The organism is Nocardia sp. NPDC127526 (genome assembly GCF_042672265.1).
Classification (GTDB): Bacteria; Actinomycetota; Actinomycetes; order Mycobacteriales; family Mycobacteriaceae; genus Nocardia.
Map to the genome: position 1 here is coordinate 438,084 of NZ_JBHXVO010000004.1, position 15,846 is coordinate 453,929.

Consider the following 15,846-nt stretch of genomic DNA (forward strand, 5'->3'; position numbering starts at 1 on the left):
GGAATGATGAAGAAGCTGTTCTCCGGGGCCGTGTTGACCGCTACGGCCGCGACCCTGCTGGTTTTGCCTACCGCGCCGGCGCAGGCCGCATCTCCGGTGTGCGACAAGGCTATTGCCATGATCAATGCCGCGGTCGACATGTCGGGCGGGACGTTCGACACGGAGACCCAGCAGAAACTGTCGGATCGGTTGTCGGGGCTGGCGGTCGTGGCCGTGGGGCCGGAGCGGGACGCTATCACCGCTTATGCGAATGCCTTGGTCGATGAGAACGTCACCGATATGGATGGCGTGACGGCGGAGCTCAATCGCGTCTGCGCCTGAATTCGCTGAGGTATGGCGTCCAATGCCGGAGGGCATTCGGCGCCATACTTCGTTTCAGCACCAGCCGGTGTGTGTGACGATTTCGGCGGCGATATCGGTGGTGGAGCGGTTGTCCGTCCAGATCCGGTGAACCCAGGCGGGAGCGGCGTCCAGGCGTTGGGCCATTGCGCGGCTGCGGTCCAGGTGGATGTCGAGCGCGCTGCCGATTTCGCGATGCGACAACCGTTGGCGCGCAGTGTCGTCCGTGCAGCAGAGCAGGATGGCGATCACTTTGGGGTCGTCGCCCATCGCGGTGGTCAGCGACCGGATGACCGGTTCGAGGACGCTGGCCGTGTTGGTGTAGATCATGCGGTGGTAGCCGAGTGCGCGGTAGTTCGCCCACATCGCGGCCAGATTTCGCTCGGCCAGGCCGTGCTCCCACGGTGGCGGGTACGCCAGGTCGAGGACGTCGCCCTCGATCAGGCAGTGCCGGATGCGGGCGGCGCTGAGCTGTTCGTGGATCTCCGCGCCCACGCTGGACTTGCCCACTCCGGACCGGCCGCCAATGAACAAGGCTTCGGTTGGGATGTCCATGGCGTCCTCCTGTCCGCGGTGCGGTGAATACCTTTGCAGATCAGGACAATCCGAGTCGTGTGAGGTGGGCGTCGAGGGCTTCGGCCGCGGCTTCGGGGGTGAGGTGGCCGGCGAGGATGCGGACCGTCATGCCGTCGACGGCGGAGAGCAGGATTTCGGCCTGTTCGGTGGCGGCCGGCACGTCGGCATTGCGGAGCAGCCCGGTCAAGTGGTCCTTCAGCTGGGGGGAGGACGCGGCGGCGAAGGTCGGGGAGACGGCGGCTCGGGCCATGAAGGCGACGGCGACATGGGTGCGGCGGTCGCGACCGTGCGCAGGCTGACGCCTTCCAGGCCCTGTGTGCTCACCGTTCGCCACAGCGCCGCGGCGATCTTGCGCCGTCATGGGAAGCACTCGGCAACGCCGCGCGTGGGATATCGCCAGCTACGGCTTCGGGCTGGGCGAACTGCTCGGCGCGAACCATCGCCACCTGACCGTGGATGCGCTCGGCCTCTCCCCCGGCGAGTCCGTACTGGATGTCGGATGCGGGGCGGGACACGACTTCGGCCTGCTGCGCGAGGCGGTGGGGCCGCACGGGCGGGTCGTGGGCGTCGAGTTCAGTCCGAAACTGGCGGGCCGGGCTCGCGCCCGCATCGCGGAGGCTGGATGGTCGAATGTGGAACTGCGACACTCCGACGCCACCGCGGATCCGATGGGTGACGCGGAATTCGATGCGGCCGTGGCGAATTGCTCGCTCAGTGCCATGCCCGCCATGGACGCCGCGATCGACAATATTCATCGCGCGCTCAAACCGGGTGGGCTCCTCATGGTTTGGGACGTGAACCCTAAGGGTTCCTTCCGCCTGCTGTACCGAACGCTCGCGGGCGCACCGGGAGTCGATGTCTCACATCGGATCCGGCAGCGGTTCGACGACGTTCACATGCTCGATGGCAAGGCCCAGCGCATCGCGTGGCGCTCACCGAGCCCCTGGTTCCTGCTCCTGTTGGCCCGCAAGGCGGTTCGACTCCCCCATTGACGGGTTCGAGTCGGTCCGTCCGGTCACTGTCAGCGCAGGCATCGAACCGCCAGCACCGACAACGTCTCGAGGAAGCCGGCCACGGTCGCCGGGACGCACGGTGAGCCCCGGCGAGGACCAGCGCGCCGCGGCGATCTCTTCGCGCGCATGCAATTCCGCGCTGCCGATCACATGGGCATCGGGACCGGGGAATACCAGGGCCCGCGCGCCGGTGTCGACCCAGTGCACGAGATACGGTGGCGCGCCGTCTTTTCCGCGCACCTCCTCAATCAGACCGTGACGGATCACGCCGCCGACGGCGCGGCCTTCGACGATCAGCCAGTCTCCTGCCGCTGCTCGCATGACCCGTTCTCCTCGCGCGGTGACCGATGACTCGTGGTCCGTGCTCCCATCGTCGCGTCGCGCCCCGGACCGCCGATAGGGCCGGAGGTCCCGGTGACGATCGACCGATGTCGGCGCCCGCTCGGTGCGAACGGCGCCCTACCGGCCCGGGGACATTGGTCCTCGTCCGGCGGGCAGGACGCCTCTGCCCACCGGTACGGTCACCGCTCAAGCTGGATTTCCATGAAATATCCGGTACCTCGATGAGGTGATACTCGTGTACGCACGCGACATCCTGACCCGGCCCGTGGTGGTCGCTCACCCGGGAACACCTGTCCGCGAGGCGATCTCACTGCTCACCGAGCATGGTTTCGCCGCCCTGCCGGTCGTGGACGACGATGGGCGGGTGACGGGTGTCTTCTCCGAATCCGATGCGCTGAAGGTCGCCTCCCATCTCGACACCGCCATTGTCGGAGCGGTGATGACGAAGCCGGTGGAGGTGATCCACCCCGGCACCGATACCGCCACCATCGCCGCGCGCATGCTCGGCTCCGGGCTGCGCTCACTGCCGGTGGTGGAAGCCGGTCTGCTGGTCGGCATTGTCGCGCGCAGAGACGTGCTGCGCGCCCTGATCCACGACGACGCCATTATCGAGGCGAGAATCCGTGCGCTGCTGGATGATTACGCGGGCAGCCGCCGGCAGTGGTCCCTCGAGGTCGCAGAGGGGGCGGTGACCGTGCGCGGCGCGTTCGCCGATGACACCGAGCAGAAGGTTGTGGCCGCGCTGGCGCGTACGGTCGAGGGCGTGCGCCGGGTGGAACTCGCGGGCGAGGCGGTCGCCCTGCCGGAGCGCTGATCCGGACTGCTACCGTATGGAAATTCGGTTGCGCTGCCCGGACGGGTCCGGTTGCCTGGAACCCCGTGGCTCACGTGGATGTTTCCGAGGTCGACTACTTCCTTCCGGATGGACGGCAGTTGCTCAGCGGTGTGAGTTTCCGGATCGGGGACGGTGTGAAGGCCGCCCTGATCGGGCCGAACGGGACCGGGAAGACGACTTTGATCAAGATCATCGGCGGCGATCTGGCCGCCGATGAGGGTGCGGTGACGCGGTCCGGATCACTGGGGGTCATGCGGCAGTTCATCAGGCAGATCGGTGACGAGTCGACGGTGCGGGATCTGCTGTTGTCGGTGGCTGCGCCCGCGGTCCGGGAGGCGGCGCGGGCCCTCGATGCCGCCGAGGACGCGCTGATCGAAAACGATGACGAGGCAACGCAGTTGGCGTACGCGCACGCGCTCACCGGTTGGGGTGATGTCGGCGGGTACGAGGTGGAGGCGTTCTGGGACAACGTCACCACGGCGGCGCTGGGCATCGGCTTCGATCGCGCCAAATGGCGGGCGGTGCGCACGCTCAGCGGCGGCGAGCAGAAGCGGGTCGTGCTCGAGGCGTTGTTCGCGGGTCCGGATGAGGTGCTGCTGCTCGACGAGCCGGACAACTACCTGGATGTGCCGGGTAAGCAGTGGCTGGAACGCACGATCGCCGCCTCGAACAAGTCGGTACTGTTCGTCAGCCACGACCGGGAGCTCATCGCGAACGCGGCCAATCGCATCGTGACGCTCGAACCCGGGGTCAGCGGCGCCACGTGCTGGATTCACGGCGGCGGATTCGCCGGCTATCAGCAGGCCCGCGAGGATCGGACCGCGCGGCTGGCGGAACTGCGCCGGCGGTGGGACGAGGAGCACGCCAAGCTCCGCGCCCTCGTGCTGCGACTGCGGGAGAAGGCCAAGTTCAACGACGGGATGGCGGCGCGCTACCACGCCGCCCAGACCAGACTGGCCAAGTTCGAGGAGGCCGGGCCGCCCGAGGCGGTGCCGGTGCGCCAGCACGTCTCGGTCCGGCTGCGCGGCGGCCGCACCGGCAAACGCGCATTGGTGTGCACGCGACTGGAGCTCACCGGTTTGATGCGGCCCTTCGACGCCGAGATCTGGTACGGCGATCGCGTTGCGGTCCTGGGAGCCAATGGATCCGGCAAATCCCACTTCCTGCGCCTGCTCGCCAATGGCGGCACCGATCCCGATATCGAGCACCAACCGATCGGCGACCTCGCCCTCGCCCCGGTCGCCCATACCGGTACCGCAGCACTCGGCGCCCGCGTCCGTCCCGGCTATTTCGCCCAGACGCATTCGCGCCCGGACCTGGCCGGCCGCACCCTGCTGGAGATCCTGCACACCGGCAACGAGCACCGCGACGGCATGGGCCGCGAGGCAGCCAGCCGGGTCCTCGACCGGTACGGCCTCGCCCGCGCAGCCGAGCAGCGCTTCGACGACCTCTCCGGCGGACAACAAGCCCGCCTGCAGATCCTGCTACTCGAATTGTCCGGCGTCACAATGCTTCTGCTCGACGAGCCCACCGACAACCTCGACCTGCACTCCGCCGACGCCCTGGAAGAGGCCATCGCCGAGTTCGCGGGCACGGTGGTCACCGTCACCCACGACCGCTGGTTCGCCCGCGCCTTCGACCGCTTCCTCGTCTTCGGCTCCGACGGCGTTGTCTACGAAAGCGATACGCCGATCTGGGACGACGGCGTGCGCAAGCACGAGGCGATCGCAAGAATGGGCCGATGAAGCAATTCCGGGGCGGCATGTAGCGGCTGGGGGCAACGCCCCGGGAAGACATGCGGATCCGGCCACGGCGACCGAGTGAACTGGCGCGGAACACGCCGGGGCGATCTTGGTTGATTCGGGCACGCGTGGGGGTGGGGTCGCTTAGCGTGGGGCTGTCTACGTCGAGAGAGGTCCTCATGCGTGCCGGGATGCTGAGTGTTGCGGAGCTTGTGCAGCAGGTTGAGGCGGGGATGCTGGATACCGTGCTCGTTGCCATGACCGATATGCAGGGGCGGTTGCAGGGGAAGCGGTGTTCGGCGCGGTATTTCGTGGAGGAGGTGCTGGATCACGCCACCGAGGCTTGTAATTATCTGCTGGCGGTGGATGTGGAGATGACCACCGTCGACGGGTATGCGATGTCCTCGTGGGATACGGGGTACGGGGACTTCGTTCTGCGGCCGGATCTTTCGACCTTGCGGCTGGTGCCGTGGTGGCCGGGGACGGCCATGGTGTTGTGTGATGTGGAGCAGGTGGAACCGGAGGGGAAGCCGGTGGTGGCCTCGCCGCGGCAGGTGTTGCGGGCACAACTGGATCGGCTGGCGGCCCATGGGCTGCGGGCCTATGTCGGGACCGAGTTGGAATTCCTCGTTTTCGACGACAGTTATGAGGCGGCGTTCCAGAGCGGGTATCGGGATCTGCGGCCCGCCAATCAGTACAACGTCGACTATTCGATGTTGGGGACGGCGCGGATCGAGCCCTTGCTGCGGCGGATTCGCAATGAGATGGCGGGGGCGGGAATGTATGTGGAGTCGGCCAAGGGGGAATGCAATCCGGGGCAGCACGAGATCGCGTTCCGGTACGACGAGGCGCTGGTCACCTGCGATAACCACAGCGTGTACAAGACCGGGGCGAAGGAGATCGCGGCACAGGAGGGGCGGAGCATCTCGTTCATGGCGAAATACAATGAGCGGGAGGGGAATTCGTGCCACATTCACATCAGCTTGCGCAATGAGGCGGGCGAGCCCGTCTTCGCGGGCGACGGCGCGGGCGGGGAATCGGAGCTGATGCGGCACTTCGTGGCGGGCCAGCTGGACTGCTTGCGCGAGTTCACCTATCTGTTCGCTCCGAATATCAACTCCTACAAGCGGTTCCAGGCGGGCAGCTTCGCGCCGACCGCGGTGGCGTGGGGGCGGGACAATCGCACCTGTTCGATGCGGGTGGTGGGGCACGGGGCCGCGCTGCGGCTGGAGAATCGGGTGCCGGGGGCGGATGTGAATCCGTATCTGGCCGTCGCGGGCGCGATTGCGGCGGGCCTGCACGGCATCGAGCAGCGGCTGCCGCTGGAGCCGGAGTTTCACGGCAATGCCTACCGGTCCAATCGGCCGCGGGTGCCGCGTACGCTGCGGGATGCGGCGCAGTTGTTCGGGGAGAGCAAGGTGGCGCAGGCGGCATTCGGGGAGGACGTGGTGCGGCATTATCGGAATGCGGCGCAGGTCGAGATCGACGCCTTCGACGCCGCGGTGACGGATTGGGAGCGGATGCGTGGGTTCGAACGACTCTGAGGGTGCGCGGCGGCCGGTCATCGGGCTGCCCACTTATTCCGAACGGGCCCGGTACATCCACTGGGATACCGACAGCGCGGTACTCCCCCGCACCTATGTGGACATGGTGGAGCGGGCAGGCGGAATTCCGGTATTGCTGCCGCCGACGGGAATCGCGCGCCCGGAACTCGTGCGGCGATTGGACGGGCTGCTGCTTACCGGGGGCGCCGATATCACCCCGGCCCGGTACGGGGCCGAAGCGGACCCCACGACGAAAGTCCGGCCGGACCGCGACGAATTCGAGTTCAGCCTTTTCGAGCTGGCGCATGAGGCCGGTATTCCGGTGCTGGCGGTGTGCCGCGGGCTGCAATTGGTGAATGTCGCGCTGGGCGGGACCCTGGTGCAGCATCTTCCGGATCGGCTGGGCCACACCGACCACTCCCGCGGTCCCGGCGTCTTCGGCGTCACCACCGTGGCGACCGCGCCGGACAGCCGGGTCGCCGCGATCATCGGGCCCGAGGTGAAGGCCCACTGCCACCACCATCAGGCGATCGATACCCTCGCGCCCGGTCTCACGGCCTCCGCCCATGCCGCGGACGGCACCATCGAGGCCGTGGAGGCGGACACCGGCCCGTTCCTGGTGGGTGTGCAGTGGCACCCGGAGGAGGACGCGACCGACTACCGGCTCATGCGGGCCCTGGTGGAGCAGGCGGCACTATACGAACAGGAGCGCAACCGGTGACAACGACCGATGTCGTCAACCCCGCGACCGAAAAGGTCGTGGCCACGGTGGAATTGGCCGACCAGGCCGCCACCGACGCCGCCATCGAGCGGGCACAGCGGGCTCTGCCGGCGTGGCGGGCGCTCGCGCCGGGTGACCGGGCGCGGCTGCTGCGGCGCTTCGCCGAGGCCGTCGACGCCGACCTGGAGAACCTGGCCCGGCTCGAGGTGAGCAATGCCGGCCACACCATCGGCAACGCGCGCTGGGAGGCGGGCAATGTCCGCGATGTGTTGCACTACAGCGCCGGACTGCCGGAACGCCTGCTGGGCAGTCAGATTCCGGTCGCGGGCGGGGTGGACATCACCTTCTGCGAACCGCTCGGCGTCGTCGGCATCATCGTGCCGTGGAACTTCCCCATGCCGATCGCGGCCTGGGGATTCGGGCCCGCTCTCGCCGCCGGGAACACAGTCGTGCTCAAGCCCGCGGAACTCACGCCGCTGACCGCGATCCGGCTCGGTGAGCTGGCCCTGGAAGCGGGCCTGCCGGAACATGTTTTCCAGGTGCTGCCGGGCAAGGGCTCGGTGGTCGGCGCGCGGTTCGTCACCCATCCCGCCGTGCGCAAGGTGGTGTTCACCGGGTCCACCGAGGTGGGTAAGGGGATCATGGCCGGCTGCGCCGACCAGGTGAAGCGGGTCACCCTCGAATTGGGCGGCAAGAGCGCGAATATCGTGTTCGCCGACGCCGATATCGAGAAGGCCGCCGCCACCGCGCCCTACGGCGTGTTCGACAATGCCGGGCAAGACTGCTGCGCCCGCTCCCGGATTCTGGTGCAGCGCAGCGTCTTCGACAAGTTCCTGGAGCTGCTCGAGCCCGCGGTGCGAGGCGTGCAGGTGGGCGATCCCGCCGACGAGACCACCGAGATGGGCCCGCTCATCTCGGCCGCGCACCGCGACCGGGTCGCCGGATTCCTGGATGGGTCCACCACCGTGGCCTTCACCGGAACCCGCGTGGACGGCCCCGGATTCTGGTTCCCGCCAACGGTTGTCCTGCCCTCCGGTCCCGCGGATCGCATCGTCACCGAGGAGGTCTTCGGCCCGGTGGTGGCCGTGCTCCCCTTCGACGACGAGGCCGATGCCCTGCGCATCGCCAACGACACCGAATACGGCCTGTCCGGCTCCATCTGGACCTCCGATGTCGGCCGGGCACTGCGCGTCGCCCGGGGCGTCGAGGCCGGAAACCTGTCGGTGAATTCACATTCCTCCGTGCGGTATTGGACCCCGTTCGGTGGTTTCAAACAGTCCGGCCTCGGCCGCGAACTCGGCCCGGATGCCGCGCGCGCCTTCACCGAGACCAAGAACGTCTTCATAGCCACCGACTGAGCACACCCTCATCACATCAAAGGAGTTACGTTGCAGCGCTTACAGGATCGAGTCGCCGTCGTGACCGGCGGCGGCAGTGGCATCGGCCTCGCCACGGTCCGGCGGTTCGCTCAGGAAGGGGCGAAAGTCGTTGTCGCCGATATCGACGCCACCGCCGGCCAGGCCGCGGCGGCGGAGGTCGGCGGCCTGTACGTGAAGGTCGACGTCACCGACGAGGAACAGGTCAAGGCCATGTTCCAGACCGCGGTCGACACCTACGGCGGGCTGGACATCGCCTTCAACAATGCCGGAATCTCGCCCCCGGACGACGATTCCATCCTCACCACCGGCATCGACGCCTGGCGGCGCGTGCAGGAGGTGAACCTGACCTCGGTCTATCTGTGCAGCAAGTACGCCATCGAGCACATGCTCGAGCGCGGCAAGGGCTCGGTCATCAATACCGCGTCCTTCGTCGCCGTCATGGGCGCGGCCACCTCGCAGATCTCCTACACCGCCTCCAAGGGCGGCGTGCTCGCCATGAGCCGGGAGCTGGGAGTGCAGTTCGCCCGCAATGGCATTCGCGTCAACGCGCTGTGCCCGGGACCGGTGAACACCCCGTTGCTGCAGGAGCTGTTCGCCAAGGATCCCGAGCGCGCCGCCCGCCGCCTCGTGCACATCCCCGTCGGCCGGTTCGCCGAACCGGAGGAGATCGCCGCCGCCGTGGCCTTTCTCGCCAGCGACGATTCCTCCTTCATCACCGCCTCGCAGTTCCTGGTCGACGGCGGCCTCACCGGCGCCTACGTGACCCCGCTGTAGCCGGCCGATTCAGGCGCCGACGGAGGCTTGCGCCTCCGGCGGTTCGCCGACATTGCGCTTGGGCCCGGTGAACCAGCGCCGGGCCGAGGCGAACCACCAGACGGCGATGGCGCCCACCACGCCGATCAGGGTGATCGGGGCGTAATTGACCGCGGTCCAGGTGAATTCGTCGTTCCACGGATAGCCGCGGTCATCCATGGGCAGGATGAACAGCAGGCTGATCAGCACGATCCACACCAGGGCGATGATCCCGATCGGGCGATACCAGCCGCCGAGTTGCCAAGGGCCGGTGTGGAATCGACTGCCGTGCAGCTGTCGCTGCAGGATGGGCAGGCCGTAGGCGATATAGAGGCCGATGGTGGCCACCGAGGTGGCGGCGGCGTAGGCGGTCGGGGCCTTCTCGGCGGGCACCAGCATCGACGGAATCAGCAGGACGAACGCGAAGAACGAGATGAACAGCACCGCGTTCACCGGCACCCGGCGCGCCGACAGTGTGGACCACAGCGCCGATCCGGGTACCGCACCGTCCCGGGCGAAGGCGAACAGCATCCGCGAGGCCGAGGTGACCGAGGCGTAGCCGCAGAACAATTGCGCGACAGCGGCAATGATCAACAGCAGGCCCGACCAGAACGAGTTGAGCGAATTCTCCAGGATGTAGATGACCGGGTAGCCGCGGTTCTTCTCCGGATCGAGCGCATCGTCGAGATTCGGGATGGCGAAGGTCACCGCCATGATCAGCAGGTAGCCGGCCACCGCCGAGACGATGATGGTGTTGACGATGCCCTTGGCCGCCATGCGCGCCGCATTGTGCGTCTCCTCCGACATGTGCGCCGAGGCGTCGTAGCCGGTGAAGGTGTACTGGGCGTGCAGGAGCCCGAGCATGAAACTGAAGGCCACGCCGCCGAATCCGACCGCGCTGTTGTCCACGGTCTCGGTGAACACGAACCCGACGCTCTGATGGTTCTCCGCCCCGAATCCGAGCACCACCACGAAGATGGCCACGCCGCCCACATGCCACCAGGCTGAAATATTGTTGATCATCGCCGACAGATGCGGCCCGATGGCGTTCAGCACCGCGTGCAGCACCAGAATGGCGGCGAACACCAAAAAGATTGCGGTGCGGTCGGTTCCGATGTCCATGCCGATGACATTCAGCACCACCGTGGTGAAAATGGCGGCGCCGTAATCGATGGCGGCCGTGACCGCGATCTGCCCGATGAGGTTGAACCATCCGGTGAACCAGCCCCAGATCGGCCCGCCCAACTCCGAGGCCCACCAGTACAGGCCGCCCGAAGTCGGGTACGCCGAGGCCAATTCGGCCATTGCCAGCCCGACGAACAGCACCATTATCGATACCAGCGGCCAGCCCCACGCCATGGTGATGGGCCCGCCATTGGCCAGGCCGATACCGTAGCTGGCCAGGCCGCCGGTCAGGATGGACACAATGGTGAAACTGATGGCGAAATTCGAGAATCCCGACCATGATCGGGCCAGATCCTGTTTATAGCCGAGCTCGGCGAGCCGGCGTTCATCGTCGGATTGGGGCTGGGCCTGGGTCATACTAACTCCCGCGGGAAAACGCCGCCCTCATACAGCGTTCGACAGAAGATCAGTGTGAAGTAATCTCTCCTCAACCGCAGGCCAACGCGGAATCTCGCTGCCTCACACCGCCCGATCGCAGACCTCGGCGTCGGCCCCGGGATGCGCCACGGCATGCGAATGCCATTGGCCCCCGGGATAGGTGATGTACAGCGGTCCCAGATTGCACGGGGTGAGGCAGCCGGTCGGAGTCACGAGGGCGTCGGGGTGCTCGCGAGTCAAGCCGCGGTGCAGTTCCCCCGCGCCGTACACCGTGCAGCGCGGACCACGGCAGACCAGGATGTGCGCGGTGTGCTCGGGGATTTCCGACCAGGCGGGGCTGCGGAAGGCGCGGGGGCTCGCGGTGACCGCCGTGCCCTCCTCCCGCATCCGGGCTCGCACGATATCGGCGAATTCGGCGGCCTTGTCGATGCTTTCGGTGATCCGCACCTCGAGATCGCGGCTGCGAGTCTCCCTCCAGTTCGCCACCGCGCGCGCGATCCAGGTCTCGAGATAGCGGTCGCGCGGCACGGCCAAGGGGATCAGGGTGACCGGAACCGCGGCGGCAGCGGCCTCGTCGAGGACGTCGTGAATCGTCGGTTCGCCCTGGTCGAGCAGCGCGTAACCGATGCCGCAGGCGCGAGCCAGGGCGGCCACGGCGGTGAGATCGACCCCCGACGGCGTGGGCCGGGCGACGAGAACATGGCGGCGGCTCATGCGGTGCGCACCGTTCGCGCGGCGGGCACGACCAGCGGGGTCCCGGTGATCGGATCGTCGATGACGGCGCAGTCGAGATCGAAGACCTCGGCCACCACCTCGGGCCGCACGATCTGTGCGGGCGTCCCCTGCGCGACCACCCGCCCCTCTTTCATCGCAATCAGGTGATCGGCGTACCGGGCGGCCAGATTCAGATCGTGCAGCACCGCGACAATGGTGCGCGGCAACAGGTTTCGCAGCACCTCCAGCACATCGAGCTGATGCGCCAGATCGAGGAAGGTGGTCGGCTCGTCGAGCAGCATGACCTCCGGGTCCTGGGCGATGGCGAGGGCGATCCACACCCGCTGCTGCTGCCCGCCGGACAGTTGATCGACGGTGCGCTCGGCGAGTTCGAGGGTGCCGGTGGCCGTCAGCGCGCGCCGCACCGCGGCCTCGTCCGCGTCGGACCATTGCCGGAACCACCGCTGATGCGGATGCCGCCCGCGGCCGACGAGTTCGGCGACGGTGATCCCGTCGGGCGCCTGCGGCTGCTGCGGCAGCATGCCGAGGCGACGCGCCAGCGTGCGCGCGGGCTGCTTCGCGATATCGGTCCCATCGAGCAGCACCGCGCCGGAAGCCGGCGGCACCAGCCGGGCCAGCCCGCGCAGCAGCGTGGACTTCCCGCAGCCATTGCGGCCGACGATGACGGTGAGCTGCCCGGCCGGGAAATCGACGGTGGCATCGGTGACGATCGCGGTGTCGCCGTAGGCGAGTGCGAGGCCGGTGGTGGTGAGATGTGCGGTCATCCAGCGTGTCCGATTCGGGTTGCGCGGGCGAGGAGGTAGACGAGAACGGGCGCGCCGAGAATGGCGGTCACCACGCCGACCGGGAGTTCGGCCGGGAACAGCCGCCGGGCGGCCAGATCGGCGGTGACCACCAGCAGGGCGCCTGCGGCGGCGGCCGGTGCGAGTCCCGCGCCGCGTTCGGCGAGCAGCCGCCGCGCGATCTGCGGGGCGACCAGGGCGACGAAGGCGATCGGACCGGCCGCGGCGGTGGCCAGGGTCGCGGCCGCGGCGGCGAGCACTATCAGAGTGGCGCGGTGCGGGCCGCGCCGTCCGGCGAGGGAACTCGCGAGTTCGTCGCCCAGTTCGAGCAGCGGCAGCGAGCGCGCGAGCACGACGAGCGGTGGCAGGACCAGCGCCAGCGCCGCCACGCCGAACCAGACGTGCGGCCAATCCCGGTTGGCCAGGCTGCCGGTGAGCCACGCGGCGACGGTGTGGGCCTGATAGATATCGGCCCGGCTCAGCACGAACGAGATCGCGGACGACAGCATGGCAGTCACCCCGATGCCGACCAGGACGAGCCGGTATCCGTCGAGACCATTCTTGGTGGCGACCAGGACGATCAGCGCCATGGCCACCAAGGCTCCAGCGATCGCACCGGCGACCAGAAACAGGCCCGACGCGCCGAGCACCACACTCACCGTCAGCGCGCCCAGCGACGCACCCGCGTTGATGCCGATGATCTCCGGACTGACCAGCGGATTCGTCGCGATCCGCTGCAAGATCGCGCCCGACACGGCGAAGGCCGCCCCCGTGCACAACCCGGTCAGCACCCGCGGCAGGCGATCGGATACCACCACGTCGTACTCGATGAGAGTGCCTCCGCCACCGAGGATTCGGAGCACATCACCGACGGTGAGCGGATAGTGGCCGATGGTCAGCGACCACGCCGCCACCGCCAGCGCCGCGACCGTGAGCACCGTCGTGATCAACACCGAGCGCCGGTCGACGCGCACGACGATCCGCCGTCCGGGTGAGCGCAGCAGTACAGTCCCGGCAGGCAGCATGCGCGACGTCTCGCCCAGCGTCCGCCCTGTCATTCCGGCGTGCTTCTGGCCGGAATCCACAGCACCGTTGGAGATCCCGGCCAAAAGCATGCCGGGATGACGAGCCGGTCTGCCGAGATGACGAGCCGGCGTGCCGAGATGAAGGGGCGGGCTTCCGTCACCGCGATCAGGCGGGGTCTTCATAGCGTCGCCACCTTCCGGTTGCGCACGAGGTAGAGGAAGAACGGCGAGCCCGCGAACGCGGTGATGATCCCGACCTGGATCTCCTGCGGTTGCGCGACCACGCGACCGAGAATGTCGGCGGTCAGCAGCAGCGTCGGACCGAGCACGACGCACCAGGCCAGAATCCACCGGTAGTCGTGTCCGGCGAAGGCTCGCGCGATGTGCGGAATCACCAAGCCGATGAACGCGACCGGACCGGCGACGGCCACCGCGGCACCTGCCAGCAGCACCACACTCAATGCTCCGGCGGCGCGGACCCGGACCAGGCGCGTGCCGAGGGTCCGGGCCATATCGTCACCAATGGCGATGGTGTTCAGCGTCCGCGACACCACAAGCGTCAGTACCGCCCCGGCCAAAACGAAAGGGGTTGTCCCCCGCACGGTTTCGAGGTCGGATCGGGTCAGCGACCCGATCACCCAAAACCGGAAGTTCTCGAATTTCGCCCGATCCAGCAGTGTGATCGCGGTGGTGACGGACCCGCACAGCGCGGTGAACGCCGCACCCGCCAAGGCCAGCTTCACCGGTGTGGCGCCACCGAATCCGAGTGAGCCCAGCGTATACACGGAGATCGCCGCAATGGCCGCGCCGAGGAAGGCGAACCAGACGAAACCCGTTGCGGTACTCAATCCCAGCGCGCCCATGGCGACCACGACGGCCAGGGACGCACCGGCATTGATGCCGAGCAATCCCGGTCCGGCCAGCGGATTTCGGGTCAGGCCCTGCATAACCGCTCCAGCCAGCGCGAGGGCGATCCCGGCGAGCAGCCCGGCGGCGGTGCGCGGCACCCGGATGTAGCGCACGATCCGGTCCGTGTCCGTCCCTTGGAAATCGGTGAATGCCCGCACCGCCTCGCCGAGCGTGAGCGCATGCGATCCGATCAGGATGGACGCCACGCAGACGGCCGCGAGCACAGCGCCGGCGAGGATCAGCCCGGCGCTGCGAGTCCCGCGATTCACCGCTGGAACAGATCGGGGTGGATCAGCGCGGCGACCAGTTCGGTGGAGTGCGCGATCCGTACCCCGGCGGCGCGGTCGGCGAACAGGAATGGATGCACGGCGCGCGTGCGCACGGCGGTCAGATTGGCGAACGCCGGGTTGTTGCTGATCTTGTCGGCCTGCGGTTGCGCATCGGCGCGCGTGTATTTCGCATCGCAGCACAGGCTGGTCAGGATGATGTCCGGATCGCGTTCGATGAGTTTCTCCGCGCCGATGGAGATATTGCGCTTCTCGGTGAGGTCGCCGAAGACGTTGACCCCGCCGGCGGCCTCGATGATCTGGGTGACGAAATCGATGCCGCTCGCCACGCTGAAGGACCCGTCGTCCTTGGGCGTCACCACCGCCACCCGAGGCCGCTTCGCCCCGGCGACCTTCGCGCGCACGGCTTCGATCCGGCCGCTCAGATCGGCGACCACCCGCTCGGCCCGATCGCCCGCACCCCACAGCGCACCCAGGTCCCGCAGATCCGAGTAGACGTTCTCGAACCGCACGGTGGCCGGGTTGATGGCCTCATCGGCGAGCCCATCCGCGCTGGGGCACAACGGGCTCAGAATCCAGGTGTCCACACCCAGCTCGTGCAGGCTCCCCCGGGCGCCGATGCTGTTCTGCGCGGATTTCGCGAACACCCCATTGAAGCCAGACAGCACGAAATCCGGGTTCTTCGCCAGCATTTCGTCGCGGCTGGGCAGCTTCTCGACATACGGCGAGCGGGCCTGCGCGTCCTGGTATTCGGGCAGCACGGCCGAATCCAGGAAGGCCGTCCCGGCCAGCCGGTCGGTGACGCCGAGGGCGTGCGCGATCTCGATGGCCGGTTGGTAGGCCGCGTAGATGCGCTGCGGCGGTCCGCTCACGGTGACATCGATTCCGCAATTGGCGCGGGTGACAACGGATTCGCCGTCGGCGGCGGGGCCGGATTGCGCGCCGCAACCGGTGAGTGCGATCGCGCAGGCGATCAGCGCGCCGGTACGCAGGCGCGCGGAAACAAACGTGGTCAAGATGACCGCCTTCCAGGTCCTCGTGGAACGGGTGGTACTGCCTGCCGTGGCCGGTCTCCTGGCTGACGGGTTGCCGCGCGGCCGATCTGCCTTCCCAGGGCACGAGTGCCCCAGTGGCTCCGGACGGAAATCTCCGTCCGGGACGATCAGCCGCTCCCGATCACAGTGGCGAGGGCCGCACCGGTTTCACACCGACTTCCCGAACACCACGGCTCGGGGACTGTACCAAGCGGTCGAGGATTCCTG

The 15,846-nt window shown here is 67.9% G+C and carries 17 protein-coding genes and 1 riboswitch; of the genes, 8 read left to right on the forward strand and 9 right to left on the reverse strand.

The window, feature by feature from the left end; all coding sequences use genetic code 11:
• The first annotated feature begins 3 nt into the window (after nucleotides 1–3).
• Nucleotides 4–321: a hypothetical protein gene (locus tag ACFVIV_RS10880; protein WP_379194837.1), complete on the forward strand. Its 318-nt coding sequence runs from the start codon at nucleotides 4–6 to the stop codon at nucleotides 319–321.
• 54 nt (nucleotides 322–375) lie between these two features.
• On the opposite strand, the gene ACFVIV_RS10885 is transcribed toward ACFVIV_RS10880, so the two are convergent.
• Together ACFVIV_RS10885 and ACFVIV_RS10890 are read right to left on the reverse strand one after the other, a co-directional pair.
• The gene (locus tag ACFVIV_RS10885; RefSeq protein WP_379194839.1) at nucleotides 376–894 is read right to left on the reverse strand and encodes an ATPase; all 519 of its coding nucleotides are present in this window, start codon (nucleotides 892–894) and stop codon (nucleotides 376–378) included.
• A gap of 40 nt (nucleotides 895–934) precedes the next feature.
• The gene (locus ACFVIV_RS10890; RefSeq protein WP_379194841.1) at nucleotides 935–1,276 is read right to left on the reverse strand and encodes a TetR family transcriptional regulator C-terminal domain-containing protein; all 342 of its coding nucleotides are present in this window, start codon (nucleotides 1,274–1,276) and stop codon (nucleotides 935–937) included.
• On the opposite strand from ACFVIV_RS10890, the gene ACFVIV_RS10895 reads away from it, so the two are divergent.
• Nucleotides 1,275–1,907, forward strand: a complete 633-nt coding sequence (locus tag ACFVIV_RS10895) for a class I SAM-dependent methyltransferase (protein ID WP_379194843.1) — start codon at nucleotides 1,275–1,277, stop codon at nucleotides 1,905–1,907. The two genes, ACFVIV_RS10890 and ACFVIV_RS10895, sit on opposite strands and share 2 nt — an antisense overlap.
• Here ACFVIV_RS10895 and ACFVIV_RS10900 read toward each other — a convergent pair.
• Nucleotides 1,848–2,249, reverse strand: coding sequence for a DUF1918 domain-containing protein (locus ACFVIV_RS10900; protein ID WP_379194845.1), 402 nt, complete (start codon nucleotides 2,247–2,249; stop codon nucleotides 1,848–1,850). The two genes, ACFVIV_RS10895 and ACFVIV_RS10900, sit on opposite strands and share 60 nt — an antisense overlap.
• 256 nt (nucleotides 2,250–2,505) lie before the next feature.
• Between ACFVIV_RS10900 and ACFVIV_RS10905 the strand changes: the two genes are divergently transcribed.
• The 6 genes from ACFVIV_RS10905 to ACFVIV_RS10930 all read left to right on the forward strand — a co-directional run bounded on the left by ACFVIV_RS10905 (nucleotide 2,506) and on the right by ACFVIV_RS10930 (nucleotide 9,265).
• The gene (locus ACFVIV_RS10905) at nucleotides 2,506–3,084 is read left to right on the forward strand and encodes a CBS domain-containing protein (protein ID WP_379194847.1); all 579 of its coding nucleotides are present in this window, start codon (nucleotides 2,506–2,508) and stop codon (nucleotides 3,082–3,084) included.
• A gap of 65 nt (nucleotides 3,085–3,149) precedes the next feature.
• Nucleotides 3,150–4,850, forward strand: coding sequence for an ABC-F family ATP-binding cassette domain-containing protein (locus tag ACFVIV_RS10910; protein ID WP_379194849.1), 1,701 nt, complete (start codon nucleotides 3,150–3,152; stop codon nucleotides 4,848–4,850).
• Nucleotides 4,851–5,026: 176 nt separating this feature from the next.
• Nucleotides 5,027–6,391 carry a glutamine synthetase family protein gene (locus ACFVIV_RS10915; RefSeq protein WP_379194851.1) on the forward strand — a complete coding sequence of 455 codons (1,365 nt, stop codon included), beginning with the start codon at nucleotides 5,027–5,029 and terminating at the stop codon, nucleotides 6,389–6,391.
• Nucleotides 6,372–7,112 carry a gamma-glutamyl-gamma-aminobutyrate hydrolase family protein gene (locus tag ACFVIV_RS10920; RefSeq protein ID WP_379194853.1) on the forward strand — a complete coding sequence of 247 codons (741 nt, stop codon included), beginning with the start codon at nucleotides 6,372–6,374 and terminating at the stop codon, nucleotides 7,110–7,112. Before ACFVIV_RS10915 ends, ACFVIV_RS10920 begins: the two co-directional genes overlap by 20 nt.
• On the forward strand, nucleotides 7,109–8,470 hold the full coding sequence (locus ACFVIV_RS10925; RefSeq protein WP_379194855.1) for an aldehyde dehydrogenase family protein: 1,362 nt from the start codon (nucleotides 7,109–7,111) through the stop codon (nucleotides 8,468–8,470). Before ACFVIV_RS10920 ends, ACFVIV_RS10925 begins: the two co-directional genes overlap by 4 nt.
• Nucleotides 8,471–8,500: 30 nt before the next feature.
• Nucleotides 8,501–9,265: a 3-oxoacyl-ACP reductase gene (locus ACFVIV_RS10930; RefSeq protein WP_379194857.1), complete on the forward strand. Its 765-nt coding sequence runs from the start codon at nucleotides 8,501–8,503 to the stop codon at nucleotides 9,263–9,265.
• A gap of 9 nt (nucleotides 9,266–9,274) precedes the next feature.
• Here the strand turns inward: ACFVIV_RS10930 and ACFVIV_RS10935 are convergent, their stop codons facing one another.
• From ACFVIV_RS10935 to ACFVIV_RS10960, 6 genes are all read right to left on the reverse strand, one after another.
• Nucleotides 9,275–10,825, reverse strand: coding sequence for an amino acid permease (locus ACFVIV_RS10935; protein WP_379194859.1), 1,551 nt, complete (start codon nucleotides 10,823–10,825; stop codon nucleotides 9,275–9,277).
• Nucleotides 10,826–10,927: 102 nt separating this feature from the next.
• Entirely contained in the window at nucleotides 10,928–11,560 is a 633-nt protein-coding gene (locus ACFVIV_RS10940) for a (2Fe-2S) ferredoxin domain-containing protein (RefSeq protein WP_379194861.1), read from the reverse strand.
• Nucleotides 11,557–12,345 carry an ABC transporter ATP-binding protein gene (locus ACFVIV_RS10945; protein ID WP_379194863.1) on the reverse strand — a complete coding sequence of 263 codons (789 nt, stop codon included), beginning with the start codon at nucleotides 12,343–12,345 and terminating at the stop codon, nucleotides 11,557–11,559. The genes ACFVIV_RS10940 and ACFVIV_RS10945 overlap by 4 nt, the downstream gene beginning before the upstream one ends.
• Complete coding sequence (locus tag ACFVIV_RS10950; RefSeq protein WP_379194865.1) at nucleotides 12,342–13,478, reverse strand: FecCD family ABC transporter permease; 1,137 nt, start codon at nucleotides 13,476–13,478, stop codon at nucleotides 12,342–12,344. The genes ACFVIV_RS10945 and ACFVIV_RS10950 overlap by 4 nt, the downstream gene beginning before the upstream one ends.
• 89 nt (nucleotides 13,479–13,567) lie before the next feature.
• Nucleotides 13,568–14,566, reverse strand: a complete 999-nt coding sequence (locus ACFVIV_RS10955) for a FecCD family ABC transporter permease (RefSeq protein WP_379194867.1) — start codon at nucleotides 14,564–14,566, stop codon at nucleotides 13,568–13,570.
• Complete coding sequence (locus ACFVIV_RS10960; RefSeq protein WP_379194869.1) at nucleotides 14,563–15,600, reverse strand: ABC transporter substrate-binding protein; 1,038 nt, start codon at nucleotides 15,598–15,600, stop codon at nucleotides 14,563–14,565. Before ACFVIV_RS10960 ends, ACFVIV_RS10955 begins: the two co-directional genes overlap by 4 nt.
• Before the next feature lie 30 nt (nucleotides 15,601–15,630).
• A riboswitch (cobalamin riboswitch) is annotated at nucleotides 15,631–15,845 on the reverse strand.
• Nucleotide 15,846 lies beyond the last annotated feature (1 nt).

Coding starts and splice junctions, on each gene's coding strand:
- ACFVIV_RS10880 (WP_379194837.1), top strand. CDS start 4: ATGATGAAGAAGCTGTTCTCCGGGGCCGTGTTGACCGCTACGGCCGCG.
- ACFVIV_RS10885 (WP_379194839.1), bottom strand. CDS start 894: ATGGACATCCCAACCGAAGCCTTGTTCATTGGCGGCCGGTCCGGAGTG.
- ACFVIV_RS10895 (WP_379194843.1), top strand. CDS start 1,275: ATGGGAAGCACTCGGCAACGCCGCGCGTGGGATATCGCCAGCTACGGC.
- ACFVIV_RS10890 (WP_379194841.1), bottom strand. CDS start 1,276: ATGACGGCGCAAGATCGCCGCGGCGCTGTGGCGAACGGTGAGCACACA.
- ACFVIV_RS10900 (WP_379194845.1), bottom strand. CDS start 2,249: ATGCGAGCAGCGGCAGGAGACTGGCTGATCGTCGAAGGCCGCGCCGTC.
- ACFVIV_RS10915 (WP_379194851.1), top strand. CDS start 5,027: ATGCGTGCCGGGATGCTGAGTGTTGCGGAGCTTGTGCAGCAGGTTGAG.
- ACFVIV_RS10935 (WP_379194859.1), bottom strand. CDS start 10,825: ATGACCCAGGCCCAGCCCCAATCCGACGATGAACGCCGGCTCGCCGAG.
- ACFVIV_RS10940 (WP_379194861.1), bottom strand. CDS start 11,560: ATGAGCCGCCGCCATGTTCTCGTCGCCCGGCCCACGCCGTCGGGGGTC.
- ACFVIV_RS10945 (WP_379194863.1), bottom strand. CDS start 12,345: ATGACCGCACATCTCACCACCACCGGCCTCGCACTCGCCTACGGCGAC.
- ACFVIV_RS10950 (WP_379194865.1), bottom strand. CDS start 13,478: ATGCTTTTGGCCGGGATCTCCAACGGTGCTGTGGATTCCGGCCAGAAG.